We start from the raw sequence: 16910 nt of genomic DNA on the forward strand, positions 1-16910 counted from the left end.
CGCTTATGCCTTCCCTGGCCAGACCTCCGCTGGCACCATCACTTCGCCCCGCATGATCAGTCGCGCCGTGCGCAGCAGCGCGGCGCGGCGGACGTTCTGCGGGTTTTCCGGGTCGAGTTCGAGCTCGACGCTGAATTCGCCGGTCGGATGCTCGACCGAGATCTTTTTGCTGTGGCCGGCCGCGACGACGGCGATGCCGGCGGTCACCGAACCGTCGAGGACGCAGGCGGTACCCACCGTCACCGCCGCCAGGACGCCGATCGCGTCGTGGCAGACATGCGGGATGAAGCTGCGCGTCGAAATGCTGCCGCCCGCCTTCGGCGGCGCGACCAGGGTCATCTTCGGGTAGTTCCTGGCGCTGACGTCGCCCAGCCCCATCGCCTCGCCACAGGCCAGGCGCAAGCGTTCGATGCGCGCTTTCAGCGGCGCATCGCCATTGAGTTCGGCGACGCTCTCGTAGCCGCTGCACCCGACATCGGCGGCGCGCAGGATGACGAGCGGCATGCCGTTGTCGATGCAGGTGACCTCGATGCCGTCGATCGTGTCGCGCACGCGGCCGGTCGGCAGCAGGCCGGTACAGACCGAACCGGCGGTATCGAGGAAGTTGATGGTGATCGGTGCCGAAGCGCCCGGCACCCCGTCGATGTGCGCATCGCCGGCGTAATTGACACGACCGCCCGGGGTTTCGACGGTGATGTCGCACTGCATGCCGGTGTTGAGCGTCAGCACGCGCAGCGTCGTCGTTTCGCCCTGGGCGGCGACCATGCCGGTTTCCAGCGCGAAGGGGACGACGGCGGCCAGCATGTTGCCGCAGTTGGGCGTCGTATCGACGCTGTCCTTCTCCGGCTGCAACTGGGCGAACAGGAAATCGAGATCGACGCCGGCGGTCTGGCTGGGGCGAACGATGCCGACCTTGCTGGTCAGCGGATGGGCGCCGCCCAGGCCATCGATCTGGCGCCTGTCGGGCGAGCCCATGACGGCCAGCAGCACGCGGTCGCGGCTGGCGATGTCGGCGGGCAGATCGGCCTCCCGGAAGAAGGGGCCGCGCGAGGTGCCGCCGCGCATGAACAGGGTTTTGATCGGAGTTTGCATGGAATTCATTGTGAACTTCGCTTTTCCGGTGGAACAGGAAAGGGAACGACTAGCAGCTATACGCTTTCGTTATGGGGCCAGCCCCAGAACAGCACTGCGGCGAGGCCTCGCCCAGCCCTTCCGGCCTTCCATGCAATCCTTCCATTTCCTCTCCTGCTCTAGGTTTTCGGGCTTTCAACCAATCTTTTCCGGGCCCCGGAAATGACAAAGGCTTGAGTCAGTTTGTTATCAGGAACCCTGACACAAAGGCGATGTTACGCCATCACCGATAAAACACAATAGTGAAATCATCCACCGATCAGTAATCAACCAACACAACATCGGCGCACCGGGCCGACCTGGCGCGGCGAACGGCAACCGAAAAAAAACCGGCTCGGCGCTGAGGCGCCGAGCCGGCAAGCTGGGACCGGAAAAGCGTCCCGGGTTCCAGAGGAGAAGAGAAATCAGGGCATCGCGGCGAGCAGTTGCGGCACGGCTTCGAAGAGGTCAGCGACCAGGCCGTAATCGGCGACCTGGAAGATCGGCGCATCCGGGTCCTTGTTGATGGCGACGATCACCTTCGAATCCTTCATCCCGGCCAGGTGCTGGATGGCGCCGGAAATGCCGACCGCGAGATAAAGATCGGGCGCGACGATCTTGCCGGTCTGGCCGACCTGGTAATCGTTCGGCACGAAACCGGCATCGACGGCGGCGCGCGAAGCGCCGAGCGCGGCGCCGAGCTTGTCGGCCAGCGGTTCGAGCAGGGCGCGATAGTTTTCGCCATTGCCCAGGCCGCGACCGCCGGCGACGATGGTTTTGGCGGCAGCGAGTTCGGGACGTTCGGACTTGCTCAACTCGCGGCCGAGCAGTGCGCACTGCGCCGTGTCGGCCGCGTAAGCGAGGTTCTCGATGACCGCCACGCCGCCGCCGGCGACCGGGTCGAAGGCGGTGCTGCGCACCGTGATGACCTTGACCGGATCGGCGCTGCGCACGGTTGCCAGGGCGTTGCCGGCGTAGATCGGGCGCACGAAGGTATCGGCCGAGTCGACGCCGACGATCTCGGAAATCTGCGCCACGTCGAGCAAGGCGGCGACGCGCGGCAGCAGGTTCTTGCCGAAGGTCGTCGCCGGCGCCAGGATGTGGGAGTAGCCGGCAGCCTGGGCGAGCACCAGGGCGCTCAGGTTTTCCGCCGTCTGGCTTTGGTAATGCGCGGCGTCGGCGAGGCGGACCCTGGCCACGCCCTGCAGGCTGGCCGCCTGACTGGCGACGGCGGCACAGCCGGCACCGGCAACCAGCACATGGATTTCACCGCCGATCCTGCTGGCGGCGGCGACGGTATTGAGGGTGGACGCCTTGAGGTGGGCGTTGTCGTGTTCGGCAATGACGAGAATGCGCATGATCAGATCACCTTGGCTTCGTTCTTCAGCTTGCTCAGCAGTTCGGCGACGTCCGCCACCTTGACCCCGGCGCTGCGCGAGGGCGGTTCGGCGACTTTCAGTGTGTTGAGGCGCGGCGTCACGTCGACGCCCAGTTCGGCGGGCGTCAGCGTGGCGAGGGGTTTCTTCTTCGCCTTCATGATGTTGGGCAAGGTCGCGTAACGCGGTTCGTTCAGGCGCAGGTCGGTGGTGACCACAGCCGGCAGCGCGAGGCGCAGCGTTTCCAGGCCGCCGTCGATTTCCCGGGTGACCGTGGCCAGACCGTCGGCGACGACCACTTTCGAGGCGAAGGTCGCCTGCGGCCAGCCGGTGAGCGCGGCCAGCATCTGGCCGGTCTGGTTGGCGTCGTCGTCGATCGCCTGCTTGCCGCAGATCACCAGTTGCGGCTGTTCCCGGTCGCACAGGGCCTTCAACAGCTTGGCGACGGCCAGCGGCTGCAGTTCGGCAGCGCTGTCGACCAGGATGGCGCGATCGGCGCCGATGGCCAGCGCCGTGCGCAGGGTTTCCTGGCAGGCGGCGACGCCGCAGGAAACGACGACCACCTCGCTGGCGATGCCGGCTTCCTTGAGACGGACCGCTTCCTCGACGGCGATTTCGTCGAAGGGGTTCATGCTCATCTTGACGTTGGCCAGGTCGACGCCGCTGCCGTCCGCCTTGACGCGGATCTTGACGTTGTAGTCGACAACCCGTTTGACGGGCACGAGTATCTTCATGGCTTTCCTTCCGTGGATTGGGAGCGACCGAGACCGAGCAGACGCATCGCGTTCTGCTTCAGGATCAGCGGCGCGACCTCGGGCCGGAAGCCGGCCTTCGCGAAATCGGCCAGCCAGCAGTCGGGAGTGATCAGGGGAAAATCGGAGCCAAACAGGATGCGTTCCTTGAGCAGGGTATTGGCGTACTGCACCAGTTGCGGCGGGAAATAGCGCGGCGACCAGCCGGAGAGATCGATCCAGAGGTTCGGCTTGTGCAGGCACAAGGACAGCGCCTCGTCCTGCCAAGGCCAGCTGGGGTGGGCCATGACGATCTGCATGTCGGGAAAATCGATGGCGACGTCTTCGAGCAGCATCGGGTTGGAATTGCCGACACGCAGCCCGCCGCCGGCGCGCATGCCGCTGCCGATGCCGGAATGGCCGGTGTGGAAGATCGCCGGCAATTGGTACTCGGCGATCACCTCGTAGAGCGGCCAGGCGAAGCGGTCGTAGGGCTGGAAGCCCTGCACCGTCGGGTGGAACTTGAAGCCGCGCACGCCGTATTCCTCGATCAGCCGCCGCGCCTCGCGGGCGCCCATGACGCCCTTGTGCGGATCGATGCTGGCGAAGGCGATCATCATGTCGGCGTTGGCCCGCGCCGCCTCGGCGATTTCCTCGTTGGGAATGCGTCGGCGGCCGATCTGCGCCTCGGCATCGACGGTGAACATGACCAGGCCGATCTTGCGTTCGCGGTAGTAAGCGACGGTCTCGGCAATGGTCGGCCGGCGGTCCGAACCGAAATACTTGTCGGCGGCGCGGTCGAATTCGTCGCCGAAGGGGTCGTGACCCTGGCAGCACGAGACTTCGGCATGGGTGTGGAAATCGATGGCGATCAGTTCGTCGCAATTCATGACGCCGCCCCCTTGTCCAGAAAAGCGCCGATCCGCCCGGCGACTTCGGGCCCGGTCTGGGTCAGCGCCGCGGTCAGCGATTCGACGAAAAAGCCGTTACCGGCGCTCATTTCGGCAATGCGCGGCAGCGCCGAGACGATCGCCCAGTTGGCCAGGCTGGCGTTTTCCAGCACCTGGCGCGCCAGCATCTCGGCCCGGGCCAGGGCTTCGCCGGGGCCGACCAGGTAGTGCGACAGGCCGAGGCGGGCGCCTTCATCGGCGTCGAGCCGGCGCCCGGTCAGCATCATCTCGCCCATGCGGTCGGCGCCGATCAGGCGGGCGATGCGCACCGACCCGCCGCCGCCGACGAACACCCCGTGACGCCCTTCCGGCAACTGGTAGAAGCTAGTGCGGTCGGCAACGCGGACGTGAGCGAGCGCCGCCAGTTCGAGGCCGCCACCGATCACCGCGCCGGACAGCGCGACGACGATCGGCAAGCCACAGTCCTGGAGCCGGTTGAACAGCCGCTGCCAGCGCTGCGAGATGGCGAGCACCGCCTGCGCATCGCGCGCCCGGTGTTCGGCGAGGTCGAGCCCGGCGCAGAAATGCGGCCCCTGGCCGGCGATCAGGATCGCTCCGGTCGCCGCCGGCAGCTCGGCAACGGCTTCCTCCAGCGCGCCGAGCAGCGCGCTGTCGATGGCGTTGCGCTTGGCCGGCCGCGCCAGCGTCAGGCGCAGCAGGCGGTCGCTGAAATCGACGTCGAGCATGGCTTGCTTCAGCCGGCGATCAGGAAGGGGTCCTGACCGGCGTACAAGGCCTCGATCAGCTCGGCGCGGCGGGTCAGCACCGCGCGCTGGTTGATCGATCCCTTGTCGGTGACTTCGCTGTGGTCGATCGACGGCAGGGTTTCGAGCAGGCGCAGCCAGGCGATGCGGTTGGCCGAGCCGGTCGCCGTGCGGTTGAGGCGCGTCAGCAGGCCGGCGAAATGTTCGCGCACCTTCGCGTGGGTCATCACCGCGAAGAGGTCGGCATCGTCGCCGAGGCCGGCCAGTTGCCGGCACTCGGGCACCCGCGCGAAAACCAGCACGCCGATCTCGTCGCGGTTCATGCCGGCGACGACGATGTCCTGAACGTAGGGCGCCCCCTCGGTGATCACCTTGGCGCGCAGCGGCCCGACGCTGACGAAAGTACCGGACGACAGCTTGAAGTCCTCGGCGATGCGACCGTCGAAGACCAGCCCCAGCTCGGGCCGGGCCTCGTCGACGAACTTCAGCGCGTCGCCGGTGCAGAAATAGCCGTCGGCGTCGAACACCGCCCGCGTCTGCTCGGCATTGCGCCAGTAACCGGGCATCACGTGCGGGCCGCGCATGCGCGCCTCCAGCTTGCCGTCGGTCGGCACCAGCTTGACCTCGCAGCCGGGCGCCGGCAGGCCGACGTAGCCGGCGCCGATGACGCCGCCGGTGGAGAACAGGCAGGACGGCGAGGTCTCGGTCATGCCGAGGCCGACCATCATCCGGATGCGGTGCCCGCAATGCGCCTCGGTGACGCGGTCGAGCCGGTCCCAGGCGGCCTGCGAAAGGCCGGCGCCGGCGAAGAAGAAGAGCTTGAGCTTGGCGAAGAAGACCTCGCGCAACTCGGCGTCGCTCTCGAGAACGACGGTCAGGTCTTCCCAGGCCTTGGGCACGTTGAAATAGACGGTCGGCGAAATCTCGCGCAGGTTGCGCAGGGTTTCGGCGAAGCGCTTGGGCGTCGGCTGGCCGTCGTCGATGTAGAAGCTGCCGCCGTTGTACAAGGCGATGCCGACGTTGTGGCTGCCGCCAAAGGTGTGGTTCCAGGGCAGCCAGTCGACCAGCACCGGCGGTTCTTCGGCGAACACCGGGAAGGTCTGCAGCAGCATCTGCTGGTTGGCGCAGAGCATGCGCTGGGTCGTCGTCACCGCCTTCGGCAACTTGGTCGAACCGGAGGTGAACAGGAACTTGGCGATGGTGTCGGGACCGACGGCGGCGTTGGCGGCGTCGACCGTGGTCGGCTCGGCCTGCAGCAGTTCGGCAAACGGAACGCTGGCGCGCTCGGGCAACTCGCCTTTGCCGAGAACGACCGTCACGTCGCCGTCGATCGCGCCGGCGATCGCCCGGGCGAAGGGCTCGCCGGCGGCGGCATAGACGACGCTCGGGGTAACCGTGCCGACGATGTGGCGCAGCTTGCCGAAGTCGGTGGCGACCAGCGAATAGGCCGGCGACACCGACGAATACGGGACGCCAGCGTACATCGCGCCGAGCATCAGCTGGATGTGTTCGAGGTCGTTGCCGGACAGCACCAGCAGCGGTCGTTCGACCGAGACGCCGCGGTCGAGCAGCCACTGGCCGATGCGGCGCGCGCGCTGGAGCATCTCGCCGTAGCCGATGCGGATCCACTCGCCGTCCGGACCGCGGGCGGCCATCAGCGTGCGCTCCGGGAAATCGCGGGCGCCGTCGACCAGGCGGTCGGTCAGGCGCGGCGGGTAATCGCCGAGCGCTTCGAGCGGCCGGACATGCCAGACGCCGTCGGCGTCGTGATGGATTTCGGGGGGCGGATGACCGATGCTGACCGGGCGGAAGTCACTGTCGACGACGGTTTGAAAGGCTGGGTTGTTCATGTTGTCTCCTCTTTTTTCTGTGGGTCTGGCGCCGGCTAGCCGTGCAGCGCCGCTTCCGGCGCCGCGACGACGCAGGCCGCGGCCTGCACCGTCTCGCTCCAGGCGCGGACTTGCGGCGCGTAGGTGGCGAACCAGAAGTCGGCGATGGCGAGCACGCCGCGCAGGTAATCGGCGTTGTCGGCGCCGGTGGCCAGCCCGGCGTGCGCAGCGCGCGCCGCCCGGGCCACCTGCCAGCCGGCACAGACCAGACCGCTCAGGTGCAGGAAGGGCACGGCGGCGGCCTGGACCAGCGCCGGCGCCCCCTGCCCCTGGGCGAGCAGGAAGTCGAGCGAGCGCTCGAGGTCGGCAAGATTGACCGACAGGGCGTGGGCATGGCCGGCCAGGTCGCTTACCAGCGCCAGGGCGGTGGTCTCGGCGCGGATGTCGGCGAGCAGTTCGCGCAGGGTGGCGCCGTTCTCGCGCAGGATCTTGCGGCCGACCAGGTCATTGGCCTGGATGCCGGTTGTTCCCTCGTAGATCCGGGTTACCCGCGAGTCGCGGTAATGCTGGGTGATGCCGGTTTCCTCGACGAAACCCATGCCGCCGAAGACCTGAATCGCGTCGTCGCAGACCAGGTTGCCGGTTTCGGTATTCCAGGCCTTGAGCACCGGCATCAGCAGGTCGATGTAGCGACGGCAGCGGGCGGCGGCTTCCTGATCGGGATTGTGCCGGGCGTGGTCGAACCAGCCGGCGGCGGTATAAACCAGCGCCCGCATGGCGAAGATGCGCGTGCGCATCGCCAGCAACTGGCGCTTGACGTCGGGATGCGCGGCGATCGGCAGACCGGCCGCCCCCAGCACTTTGCCCTGGACGCGCTCGCCGGCGTAGCGCAAGGCCATCTGGTAGGCGCGCTCGGCGAGCGCGACGCCATGGACGCTGACCCCAAAGCGGGCGTCGTTCATCATCACGAACATGTATTCGATGCCGCGGTTCAGCTCGCCGACCAGATAGCCGACGGCGCCACCATGATCGCCGTAGGCCAGCGTGCAGGTCGGGCTGCCGTGGATGCCGAGCTTGTGTTCGAGGGCGACGGCGCGCACGTCGTTCTTCTCGCCCAGGCTGCCGTCGGCATTGACCAGGAACTTCGGCACCAGGAACAGCGAGATGCCCTTGATGCCGGGCGGCGCGTCGGGCAGCCGGGCGAGCACCAGATGCACGATGTTGGCGGCCAGTTCATGCTCGCCGTAGGAAATGAAGATCTTCTGGCCGGACAGCCGGTAGCTGCCGTCGCCGGCCGGGTCGGCGCGCATGCGCACGGCGGCGAGATCGGAACCGGCCTGCGGCTCGGTCAGGCTCATGTTGCAGGCCCATTCGCCGGAGACGATCTTCGGCAGATAAAGCGCCTTGAGCGTTTCGTCGGCGGCCACTTCGAGCGCCTCGGTCTGGCCGAGAGTGAGCTGCGGCAGCATGGTGAAGGCCAGGTTGGCCGAGAACCACATCTCCCAGACCGGCGCCCACAAGGACTTGGTCAGCCCCTGCCCGCCGTACTCGGCGGGCAGCGACAGGCCCAACCAGCCGCTGGCGACGAACTGGTCCCAGGCTTCCTGCCAGCCGTTCGGCACGACGACCCGCTCGCCGTCGAGGCGGCAGCCTTCGCCATCGCCGACCTTGTTGAGCGGCGCCAGCACGCCGGCCGCGAACTTGTCCGCTTCTTCAAGGATGCTATGCACCAGCTCGGGTTCGGCGTCGGCGCAACCCGGCAGGGCGGCGATCCGGTCGATGCCGACCAGGTGGTCGAGGATGAAGCGCATGTCGCGCAGGGGCGCAGCGTAACTGTCCATACGAGTTTCCAGAATTGATCGTTTGACGCGACGGGACGGCCCGGCAACGGACCGCCCCACCCTTGAGGCAGTGCCTTACACCGGGTAATGGCGATGCGTGGTCTGGATGGTGATCCAGCGCAGGTCGGTGAATTCGGCAACGCCGGCCTTGCCGCCGAAGCGGCCGTAACCGGACGCCTTGACGCCACCGAAGGGCATCTGCGCCTCGTCATGCACGGTCGACGAGTTGATGTGGCAGATTCCCGACTCGATGCGCTTGGCCAGCGCCAATGCGCGACCGATGTCCTTCGAGAACACCGACGCCGACAGACCATACTCGCTGTCGTTGGCCAGGCGGATCGCCTCTTCGTCGCTATCGACGCGCAGCACCGTGACCACCGGACCGAAAGCCTCTTCCCGGTACAGCTCCATCTCCGGCGTCAGGCCGTCGACCAGCACCGGCTGCAGCACGGCGCCGTCGGCGCAAACCGCGCCGGTGGGCAGGCTGGCGCCCTTGGCGACGGCATCGGCGACCAGGCGCTCGACGCGCGCCGCCGCTTCCGGCGTCACCATGGCGCCGAGGATGCAGCCCTCGCTGCCCGGCTTGCCGGCCCGCATCGTCGCCAGCTTGGCCGCCAGCCGCTCGACGAAGCTCGCGGCAATGCTGCGCGAGACGATGATGCGGTCGGTCGACATGCAGATCTGGCCCTGGTTGAAGTAGGCGCCGAAGGCCGCCGCCGTCACCGCCTCGTCGAGGTCGGCGTCGTCGAGCACCAGCATCGGGTTCTTGCCGCCCAGTTCGAGCACCGCCGGCTTCAGGTACTTGGCGGCAAGCTGGCCGATGATCCGGCCGACGTTCGTCGAACCGGTGAAGTTCACGCGCTTGACCGCCGGGTTGGCGATCAGCCGCTCGACGATGGCCGGCGCGTCGGCCGGCGCGTTGGAAATGACGTTGACCACGCCAGCCGGAATACCGGCTTCGACCAGGACCTCGCCGATCAGCCGATGCAGGCCCGGCGTCAGTTCGGACGCCTTCAACACGACGGTATTGCCGCAAGCGAGCGGCACGGCGATCGCCCGCGTGCCAAGGATCACCGGCGCGTTCCACGGCGCGATGCCGAGCACGACGCCGGCCGGCTGGCGCACGGCCATCGCCAGGTTGCCGTCGATGTCGGAGGGAATCACCTCGCCGCCGACCTGGGTGACCAGACCGGCCGCGTCGCGCAGCATGTTGGCCGCCAGCATGGCGTTGAAGCCGTACCAGATCGGCGTCGAGGCCGCTTCATCAACGCCGGTGGCGACGAACTCCGGCGCCCGCCGGTCCATGATCTCGGCCGCCTTCAGGAGCAGCGCGCGGCGGGCGCTCGGCGCCAGCGCCGCCCAGGCCGGGAAGGCGGCGGCAGCAGCGGCCACCGCGGCATCGGCATCAGCCAAGGTGGCGGCAGCGGCCAGCGTGGCGACTTCGCCGCTCACCGGATTGCGCCGCTCGAAACAGGCGCTATTGGCGGCCGGGCGGCTTTCGCCGCCGATCAGCAATTCAACTTTTCTCATCGTCTCCTCCTGGATAGGAATTCCGGCGCCCCGCAGGGCCACCGGTATTTTTTGCACGCTGGCGCTTACTTGGCGCGTTGGTAGGTTTGCAGACCCGGCTTCAGGGTCTTGTCGTCGAGGAACTGCTTCATGCCTTCCTTGCGCCCCTGCTCCGGATCGCGGCCGATGCACTGGTCGAGCTTGGCGTACAGGTAGTCCTCGTTCTGATCCCAGTCGAGCTCGCGGCAGCGCTTGAAGCCGTTCTTGGCGTAGCGCAGCACGACCGGGTTCTTGGCGAGCAGCTTCCTGGCCAGGGCAACGACTTCGTCGCGCAACTGGGCGCGCGGCACGCTCTTGTTGACCAGGCCCATTTCGGCCGCCTTCTGGCCGCTGAACGGCTCGCCGGTCATGATGTAGTAGAGCGATTCGCGGTGACCGACGGTATCGGCCATCGCCTTGCTGACCAGGTTGCCCGGCGGGATGCCCCAGTTGATTTCGGAGAGGCCGAAGGTCGCTTCGTCGGCGGCGATCGCCAGGTCGCAGGCGACCAGCGGCGAGAAACCGCCGCCGAAACACCAGCCGTTGACCATGGCGATGGTCGGCTTGTTGTACATGCGCAGCAGCTTCCACTGCCATTCGCAGGCTTCGCGACGGGCGCGCTCCTGGAAGATTTCCGGCTTGCCGTCGGTCTCGCGGAAGTATTCCTTCAAGTCCATGCCGGCGGTCCACGAATCGCCAGCGCCGGTCAGCACCAGGACCACGGCTTCTTCGTCGAGTTCGAGCGTCTGCAGCACATCGATCATTTCGCGATTGAGCGTCGGGCTCATCGCGTTGCGCTTTTCCGGGCGGTTCAGGGTGACCCAGGCGATGCCTTCTTCGAGCTCGACCTTAACGCAGCTCCAGCGGCCTTCATACTTAGACATATTGCGTCTCCTTAGTGGTTGGTAATATCAGGCTACCTGATATGAAACGAATAATAAGGGATAAAAATAAAAACGCAATACCCTGCAACCGGTTTCTCAATGATTAATTTTTAGCACTCCCCAGACGGCTGCCGGCTGCGGTAAGATCGCCCTTCGATATCAGGCAACCTGCCAACCCTCACTTCCCAGACCCGCACCGAGAATCGCCATGAACTCACTGATCGACGGCCCGACCAGCCAGGACAAGCTCCGTCCCAGCGGCTTCTGCTACCTGATCGGCCGCCTCGACCACGCGGTCAACCGGCGCATCCGCGACGCGCTGACGCCGCTCGGCCTGAGCGTCGCCCAGTACACCGCGCTCTCCTTCCTCGAATCGCAGTCGCAGATCAGCAACGCCCAGCTCGCCGAGCGCTCGCTGATCTCGCCGCAGTCGGCCAACGAGATGATCAAGCTGATGGAGAAGAAGGGCTGGGTCGAGCGCGCGCCCGACCCCTCGCACGGCCGCATCGTCCGCCTCAGCCTGACCGCCGCCGGCCAGGCGCTGCTCGACCAGGCGCACGAACAGGTCGCCCGCCTGGAAGGCGCCATGCTGACCAAGCTCTCGGCCAGCCAGCGCGGCGCGCTGCAGCAGAACCTGCGGCAGGTGCTGCACACGCTGAGCGCGATCATGATCGACCCCGCGCTCGCCGGCGAAACCGGCAAGGACAACTGAGCTGCCCGCCATCACCGGAGTCACCTGAATGGACCTCAAACAACTGGAGTACTTTGTCCGCGTCGCCGAACTCGGCAGTTTCACGCGCGCCTCGATCCTCCTCGACATCGCCCAGCCGGCGCTCAGTCGCCAGGTCCGGATGCTCGAACTGGAGTTCGAACAGAACCTGCTCCTGCGCAACGGCCGCGGCGTCGTCACCACCGACGCCGGCAAGCTGCTGCTCGAGTACGGCCGCGGCATCCTCTACCAGGTGGAACGCATGCGCGAGGAACTCGGCCGGGCGCGCGGCGCACTGGTCGGCCACGTCGCCCTCGGCCTGCCGCCCAGCCTGCTGAAGATCCTGGCGGTGCCGATCTTCCGCGAGTTCAAGGAAAACTTCCCGGCGGCCAAGCTGGCGATCCGCGAGGGCATGAGCACCGGCATGCACGAATCGCTGGTTTCCGGCCGCCTCGACGTCGCCCTGCTCTACAACGCGACGCCATCGCCCGATGTCGACCTGACGCCGCTACTCGAAGAAGAACTCTTCCTGGTCAGCCCCGAAACCGACAGCCGGCCGACCACCCCGGTCGCCATCGGCGAACTGCCCGACTATCCGCTGATCGTTCCCAGCCGCCCCAACGCGATCCGCATGCTGATCGAAAGCGCGCTCGCCAACCTCGGGCTGCGGCCGAGCATCGCCTTCGAGGTCGACGGCATCAACGCCATTCTGGACCTGGTCGGCGAAGGCTTCGGTTACGCGATCCTGTCGCAGACCGCCGTCGCCAACCTGGCCGGCGAGCGCAAGTTCAGGCTGCGCTCGGTGCAGGGCGACGGGCTGAAGGCCAAGCTGTCGCTGGGCATGAACTCGCACCGTCAGATCACCGCGACGCAGCGGGCGCTGATCGAACTGATCCAGCGCGTCGTCGCCACCCGCCTGGCGCAGTAGCCGGCGGGCGGCAACTCGCCGCTCAGAACGGCAGGCCGACGTAGTTCTCGGCCAGCGAGCGCTGCGCCGCCTCCGACGAGAACAGGTAGTCGAGATCGGTCTGCTGCAGCTTCTGGTCGTAAGGCAGGCTGTCCGGGAAGGTGTGCAGCATGGTCGTCATCCACCACGAGAAGCGCTGCGCCTTCCACACCCGGGCCAGCGCCTTGGCCGAATAGTTGCCGAGACCGTTGTCGTCGCCCTTCTTGTAGTGGTCGACCAGCGCGTGATACAGGTAATAGATGTCGGAAGCCGCGCTGTTCAGACCGCGGGCGCCGGTCGGCGGCACGATGTGGGCGGCGTCGCCGGCGAGGAACAGATTGCCGTAGCGCATCGGCTCGGCAACAAATGAGCGCAGCGGGGCGATCGACTTTTCGATCGACGGGCCGGTGATCAGGCGTCCGGCCACGTCTTCCGGCAGACGGCGCTTCAGTTCTTCCCAGAAGCGCTCGTCCGACCAGTCCTCGACCGAGTCGCTGAGCGGCACCTGAACGTAGTAACGGCTGAGCACCTGCGAGCGCAGCGAGCACAAGGCGAAGCCGCGTTCGTGGCGGGCGTAGATCAGTTCCGGCGACACCGGCTTGGTACGCGACAGCACGCCCAGCCAGCCGAAGGGATAGACCTTCTCGTATTCCTTGAGCACGGTTTTCGGAATCGACTTGCGGCTGACGCCATGGAAGCCGTCGGCGCCGATCACGTAATCGCAGTCGATGCGGACGATCTCGTCGCCCTGCCGGTAGGTCACGTAGGGCGTGCCAGTGAGGTCGTGCGGCTGCACATCCTCGGCGTTGTGGATGACGATGCCGTTCATCCGGTCGCGCGCTTCATAAAGGTCGCGGGTCAGTTCGGTCTGACCGTAGACGACGACCGAGCTGCCGCCGCTGTACTTGTGCAGATCGACGCGGCTCTGCCTGCCGTTGTGGGCGATGATGAAACCCTCGTGGATTTCCCCCTCGCGGTCCATGCGCTCGCCGCACTGCGCCTCGCGCATCAGCTCGGCAAAACCATGCTCGAGAACGCCGGCCCGGATGCGGCTCAACACATATTCGCGGCTTTGCCGTTCGAGAACGACCGTCTCGATGCCCTGCAGGTGCAGCAACTGGGAAAGCATCAGGCCAGAAGGGCCGCCGCCGATGATACAAACGCTGGTTTTCATTCTTGTCTCCTGTTGGATGGGATCGAGCGCCCGAACATCCAGCCGGGAATTCCTCGGCGCTCGAATCGTCATGTCCGTGGCTCCGGACTGCTTACAAGACTAGGGGCTGGCGGCATCAAAGCCTTGGACGATCCCGGCAATGAATTGGACTTTTCTTTTACTGAAATCGGTATATCTGCTATACAGAAAACCTTGATTGCATTCCCGAAGCGGCGCCAGGAAGATCAAACAAAGGCACAGCCACGGTTTCCGGCCAGGCCTGGCCACCGCCCGCCCGAGCACCGGAACCAATTGCACTATTCCAGCAACAACCCGCCAGGAACGAGAGGACAGCGACGACCATGAGCATTCTGGTTCCCGAGTTTTCGCTTTACGGCGAACGCCAGCGCGAAACCACCCGCGAGTTTCTTCATGTCGAGGAAATCTCGGCGCGCAGCGCGGCGCGCAACTGGCAGATCGACACCCATGTGCACAACGGACTGCTGCAACTGCTCTTCGTTTTTTCCGGCAGCGCCCGCATCCGCCTCGACAGCGAGGAAAAGGACTACGACGCCGCGTTTGCCGTGGTCATTCCTGAGGGCGTCATCCACGCCTTCAAATTCCAGCCCGGCACCGCGGGCTGCGTGCTGACGCTCGACGCCGCCGGACTGGCCAGCGCCTCGCCGGACGGCAGCCAGATGTTTTCGGTGCTGCGGGGAAACGCCGAAGTCCTCGCCCTGACGCGCGACGATACGGCGGCCCGGGTCCACGGCATCCTCGAACAGATCAAGGCCGAGTTCGCGCAGCCGGGCGCCGGCAGCACGACGCTCTACGTCTGGCTGGTGCGCTCGCTGCTGCTGCTCCTGGTGCGCGCCACGCTGCGCCAGGCAGACGCGCAACCGGACGAAGGCATGCGCGAAACGGCCGAACGCTTTCGCCTGCTGATCGAGCAGCACTATCTCGACCACTGGCCGGTCAGCAGCTACGCCCGGCAGCTCAACCTCAGCGAAAGCCGGCTCAACCGCCTGTGCGAAAAACGCTACGGCCGCACGGCATTCGCCCTGGTGCAGGAACGCCTGCTACTGGAGGCCCAGCGCCGACTGATTTACACCGGCGCTCCGGTCTCCCAACTGGCCTATGAACTGGGATTTTCCGATCCGCCGTATTTCTGCCGCTTCTTCAAGCGCTTGACCGGGCAGTCTCCCGGCAACTTCCGTGGCCGCAACCGGCAATGAAAAACGGCCGCCCAGGGCGGCCGTTCGGTCATGCGGGAGGCGCGCTCAGCCGAAGACCCGCAGCGCCACCAGGGAAATGCTGGGGAAGACCAGCAGGATGCCGATGCGCACGACGTCCCAGGCGATGAACGGCACCACGCCGCGGAAAATGGTAGACATCGGGATGTCCCGGGCAATGCCGCCGATGATGTAGACGTTCATCCCGACCGGCGGCGTGATCAGCCCGACCTCCATGACGACCAGGGCGACGATGGCGAACCAGATCGACTTGTCGTCGGCGCTCAAGCCCCAGTAATCCATGCCCAGGATGATCGGCAGGAAGATCGGGATGGTCAGCAGGATCATCGACAGGCTGTCCATCACGCAGCCGAGCAGCAGGTAGACGACGATGATCGCCAGCAACACCGTCCATGGTCCGAAGCCCATGTGCTGCACCCAGTTGGCCGCCTCGGCGGGAAGCTGGGAAATCGCCATGAAAGAGTTGAGCGTATCGGCGCCGAGCAGGATCAGGAACATCATGCCGGTCCCCTTGGCCGTGCCGAAACAGCACTCGAGCAGCCCCTTGCCCTTCAGGCCGCCGGATTTCCAGGCGACGACACCGGTTGCCAGGGCGCCGATCGCCGCCGCCTCGGTCGGCGTGAACAAGCCACCATAGATGCCACCGATCACCACCAGGAAAACCAGCAGCACCGGCCAGGTCTCGACCAGCGCCAGCATGCGCTCGCGCCAGGAGTGACGCGGCGAACCGGGACCGGCGGCACCCGGATTCAGGTGGGCGACGATGGAGATCACCACCATGTAGCCGAGCGCGGCGAGCACGCCCGGCACGAAGGCGGCGAGGAAGAGCTTGGCGATGTTCTGCTCGGCAAGGATGCCGTAGATGACGAGCGGCACCGACGGCGGAATCAGGATGCCCAGCGTGCCGCCGGCGGCCAGCGAACCGGCGGCGAGCGAATGGCTGTACTGGTGACGCCGGAGTTCGGGCAGGACGACGTGGGCCATGGTCGCTGCCGTCGCCAGCGAGGAACCGCAGATCGCACCGAAACCGGCGCAGGAGGCCGTCCCGGCCATCGCCATGCCACCGCGCCAGTGGCCGATGAAGGCATTGCCGGCCTTGAACAGGGAGCGCGACAGTCCGCCATGCGTGGCGAACTGTCCCATCAGCAGGAACAGTGGCACCACCGACAGGTCGTACAGCGAAAACCGCCCGTAAGGGGCATTCTTCAGGAAGCCGAGCAGGGGATCGAGCCCGGACACCCAGACATAGCCGATGGCCCCGGTCAGGAACATCGTGATGCCGACGGGAATCCGCGCCGCCATGAAGAACATCATGACCCCGCCCATGATCAGACCGATTGTCGTGCTACTCATCGCGCTCTCCCAGCAATTCCCCATAGCCGGTGTGCAGCGCGGCGATGCCGAGCATGACGAAAGCCAGAACCACGGGAACGTAACCCCACCAGATCGGCAGGTTGAGCACCATGCTCGCCTCGCCGTATTCGCGCAATTCGCTCATCCCGTCCCCGATCCGCCAGGCCAGGAAAAAGGCGCTGAGCGCCAGCAGCAGGGCGCCAATCGCGTCGAGCAGCCGCTTCAGCGATGCCGGCGCCCAGAGCGTGAAGAAATCCACGAACACATGCCCTTTATGAAACTGGCAGTACGGCAGGCAAAGCGCGATGCCCACCGCCGACAGCACCTGCACCAACTCGAAGTCGCCGCCGATCCCGCGCCCGATGACCATACGCATCAGCACGCTGACCGCCGACAGCAGCATCTCGATGACGAACGCCGCACCGGCCATGATCGCCATCGCCTGACACAGCTTCTCGATCATCCGCCCCACCGCCCCCAGCTTGCGCGTCCGGGGCTCATCCATTACTTCAGCCATTTCACT

At 66.3% G+C, this 16910-nt stretch carries 15 protein-coding genes; 3 read left to right on the forward strand and 12 right to left on the reverse strand.

What is annotated here, in order from left to right:
• Positions 1-3: 3 nt before the first annotated feature.
• The 9 genes from ACE3OV_RS01090 to ACE3OV_RS01130 form a co-directional block, all read right to left on the reverse strand.
• Entirely contained in the window at positions 4-1092 is a 1089-nt protein-coding gene (locus ACE3OV_RS01090; protein WP_374324169.1) for a 4-oxalomesaconate tautomerase, read from the reverse strand.
• Positions 1093-1535: 443 nt separating this feature from the next.
• Positions 1536-2468 carry an electron transfer flavoprotein subunit alpha/FixB family protein gene (locus ACE3OV_RS01095; RefSeq protein WP_374324171.1) on the reverse strand — a complete coding sequence of 311 codons (933 nt, stop codon included), beginning with the start codon at positions 2466-2468 and terminating at the stop codon, positions 1536-1538.
• 2 nt (positions 2469-2470) lie between these two features.
• Positions 2471-3220, reverse strand: coding sequence for an electron transfer flavoprotein subunit beta/FixA family protein (locus tag ACE3OV_RS01100; RefSeq protein ID WP_374324173.1), 750 nt, complete (start codon positions 3218-3220; stop codon positions 2471-2473).
• Entirely contained in the window at positions 3217-4107 is an 891-nt protein-coding gene (locus ACE3OV_RS01105) for an amidohydrolase family protein (RefSeq protein ID WP_374324174.1), read from the reverse strand. Before ACE3OV_RS01105 ends, ACE3OV_RS01100 begins: the two co-directional genes overlap by 4 nt.
• The gene (locus ACE3OV_RS01110) at positions 4104-4853 is read right to left on the reverse strand and encodes a crotonase/enoyl-CoA hydratase family protein (RefSeq protein ID WP_374324175.1); all 750 of its coding nucleotides are present in this window, start codon (positions 4851-4853) and stop codon (positions 4104-4106) included. The genes ACE3OV_RS01105 and ACE3OV_RS01110 overlap by 4 nt, the downstream gene beginning before the upstream one ends.
• Positions 4854-4861: 8 nt before the next feature.
• A complete protein-coding gene (locus ACE3OV_RS01115; RefSeq protein ID WP_374324177.1) occupies positions 4862-6721 on the reverse strand; it encodes a feruloyl-CoA synthase in 1860 nt (619 codons plus the stop codon).
• A 35-nt stretch (positions 6722-6756) separates the two neighbouring features.
• The gene (locus tag ACE3OV_RS01120) at positions 6757-8541 is read right to left on the reverse strand and encodes an acyl-CoA dehydrogenase (RefSeq protein WP_374324179.1); all 1785 of its coding nucleotides are present in this window, start codon (positions 8539-8541) and stop codon (positions 6757-6759) included.
• Positions 8542-8616: 75 nt separating this feature from the next.
• Positions 8617-10071, reverse strand: coding sequence for an aldehyde dehydrogenase (locus ACE3OV_RS01125; protein WP_374324181.1), 1455 nt, complete (start codon positions 10069-10071; stop codon positions 8617-8619).
• Positions 10072-10136: 65 nt separating this feature from the next.
• Positions 10137-10973 (reverse strand): p-hydroxycinnamoyl CoA hydratase/lyase, encoded by an 837-nt coding sequence (locus tag ACE3OV_RS01130; protein ID WP_374324183.1) that lies wholly within the window; start codon positions 10971-10973, stop codon positions 10137-10139.
• Positions 10974-11181: 208 nt separating this feature from the next.
• Here ACE3OV_RS01130 and ACE3OV_RS01135 point away from each other — a divergent pair, with 208 nt between their 5' ends.
• Both ACE3OV_RS01135 and ACE3OV_RS01140 read left to right on the forward strand, forming a co-directional pair.
• On the forward strand, positions 11182-11685 hold the full coding sequence (locus ACE3OV_RS01135; RefSeq protein WP_374324185.1) for a MarR family winged helix-turn-helix transcriptional regulator: 504 nt from the start codon (positions 11182-11184) through the stop codon (positions 11683-11685).
• A gap of 28 nt (positions 11686-11713) precedes the next feature.
• A complete protein-coding gene (locus ACE3OV_RS01140; RefSeq protein WP_374324187.1) occupies positions 11714-12610 on the forward strand; it encodes a LysR substrate-binding domain-containing protein in 897 nt (298 codons plus the stop codon).
• A 22-nt stretch (positions 12611-12632) separates the two neighbouring features.
• Here the strand turns inward: ACE3OV_RS01140 and pobA are convergent, their stop codons facing one another.
• A complete protein-coding gene (pobA, locus tag ACE3OV_RS01145; RefSeq protein ID WP_374324189.1) occupies positions 12633-13802 on the reverse strand; it encodes a 4-hydroxybenzoate 3-monooxygenase in 1170 nt (389 codons plus the stop codon).
• Between the two features lie 341 nt (positions 13803-14143).
• Between pobA and ACE3OV_RS01150 the strand changes: the two genes are divergently transcribed.
• Positions 14144-15016, forward strand: coding sequence for a helix-turn-helix domain-containing protein (locus ACE3OV_RS01150; protein ID WP_374324191.1), 873 nt, complete (start codon positions 14144-14146; stop codon positions 15014-15016).
• 45 nt (positions 15017-15061) lie between these two features.
• Here ACE3OV_RS01150 and ACE3OV_RS01155 read toward each other — a convergent pair whose 3' ends face one another.
• Positions 15062-16387, reverse strand: a complete 1326-nt coding sequence (locus ACE3OV_RS01155) for a TRAP transporter large permease (protein WP_374324193.1) — start codon at positions 16385-16387, stop codon at positions 15062-15064.
• Positions 16380-16904, reverse strand: coding sequence for a TRAP transporter small permease (locus ACE3OV_RS01160; protein ID WP_374324195.1), 525 nt, complete (start codon positions 16902-16904; stop codon positions 16380-16382). The genes ACE3OV_RS01155 and ACE3OV_RS01160 overlap by 8 nt, the downstream gene beginning before the upstream one ends.
• Between the last annotated feature and the right edge of the window lie 6 nt (positions 16905-16910).

The sequence above is a fragment of the Azonexus sp. genome (assembly GCF_041909095.1).
Taxonomy (GTDB): domain Bacteria; phylum Pseudomonadota; class Gammaproteobacteria; order Burkholderiales; family Rhodocyclaceae; genus Azonexus.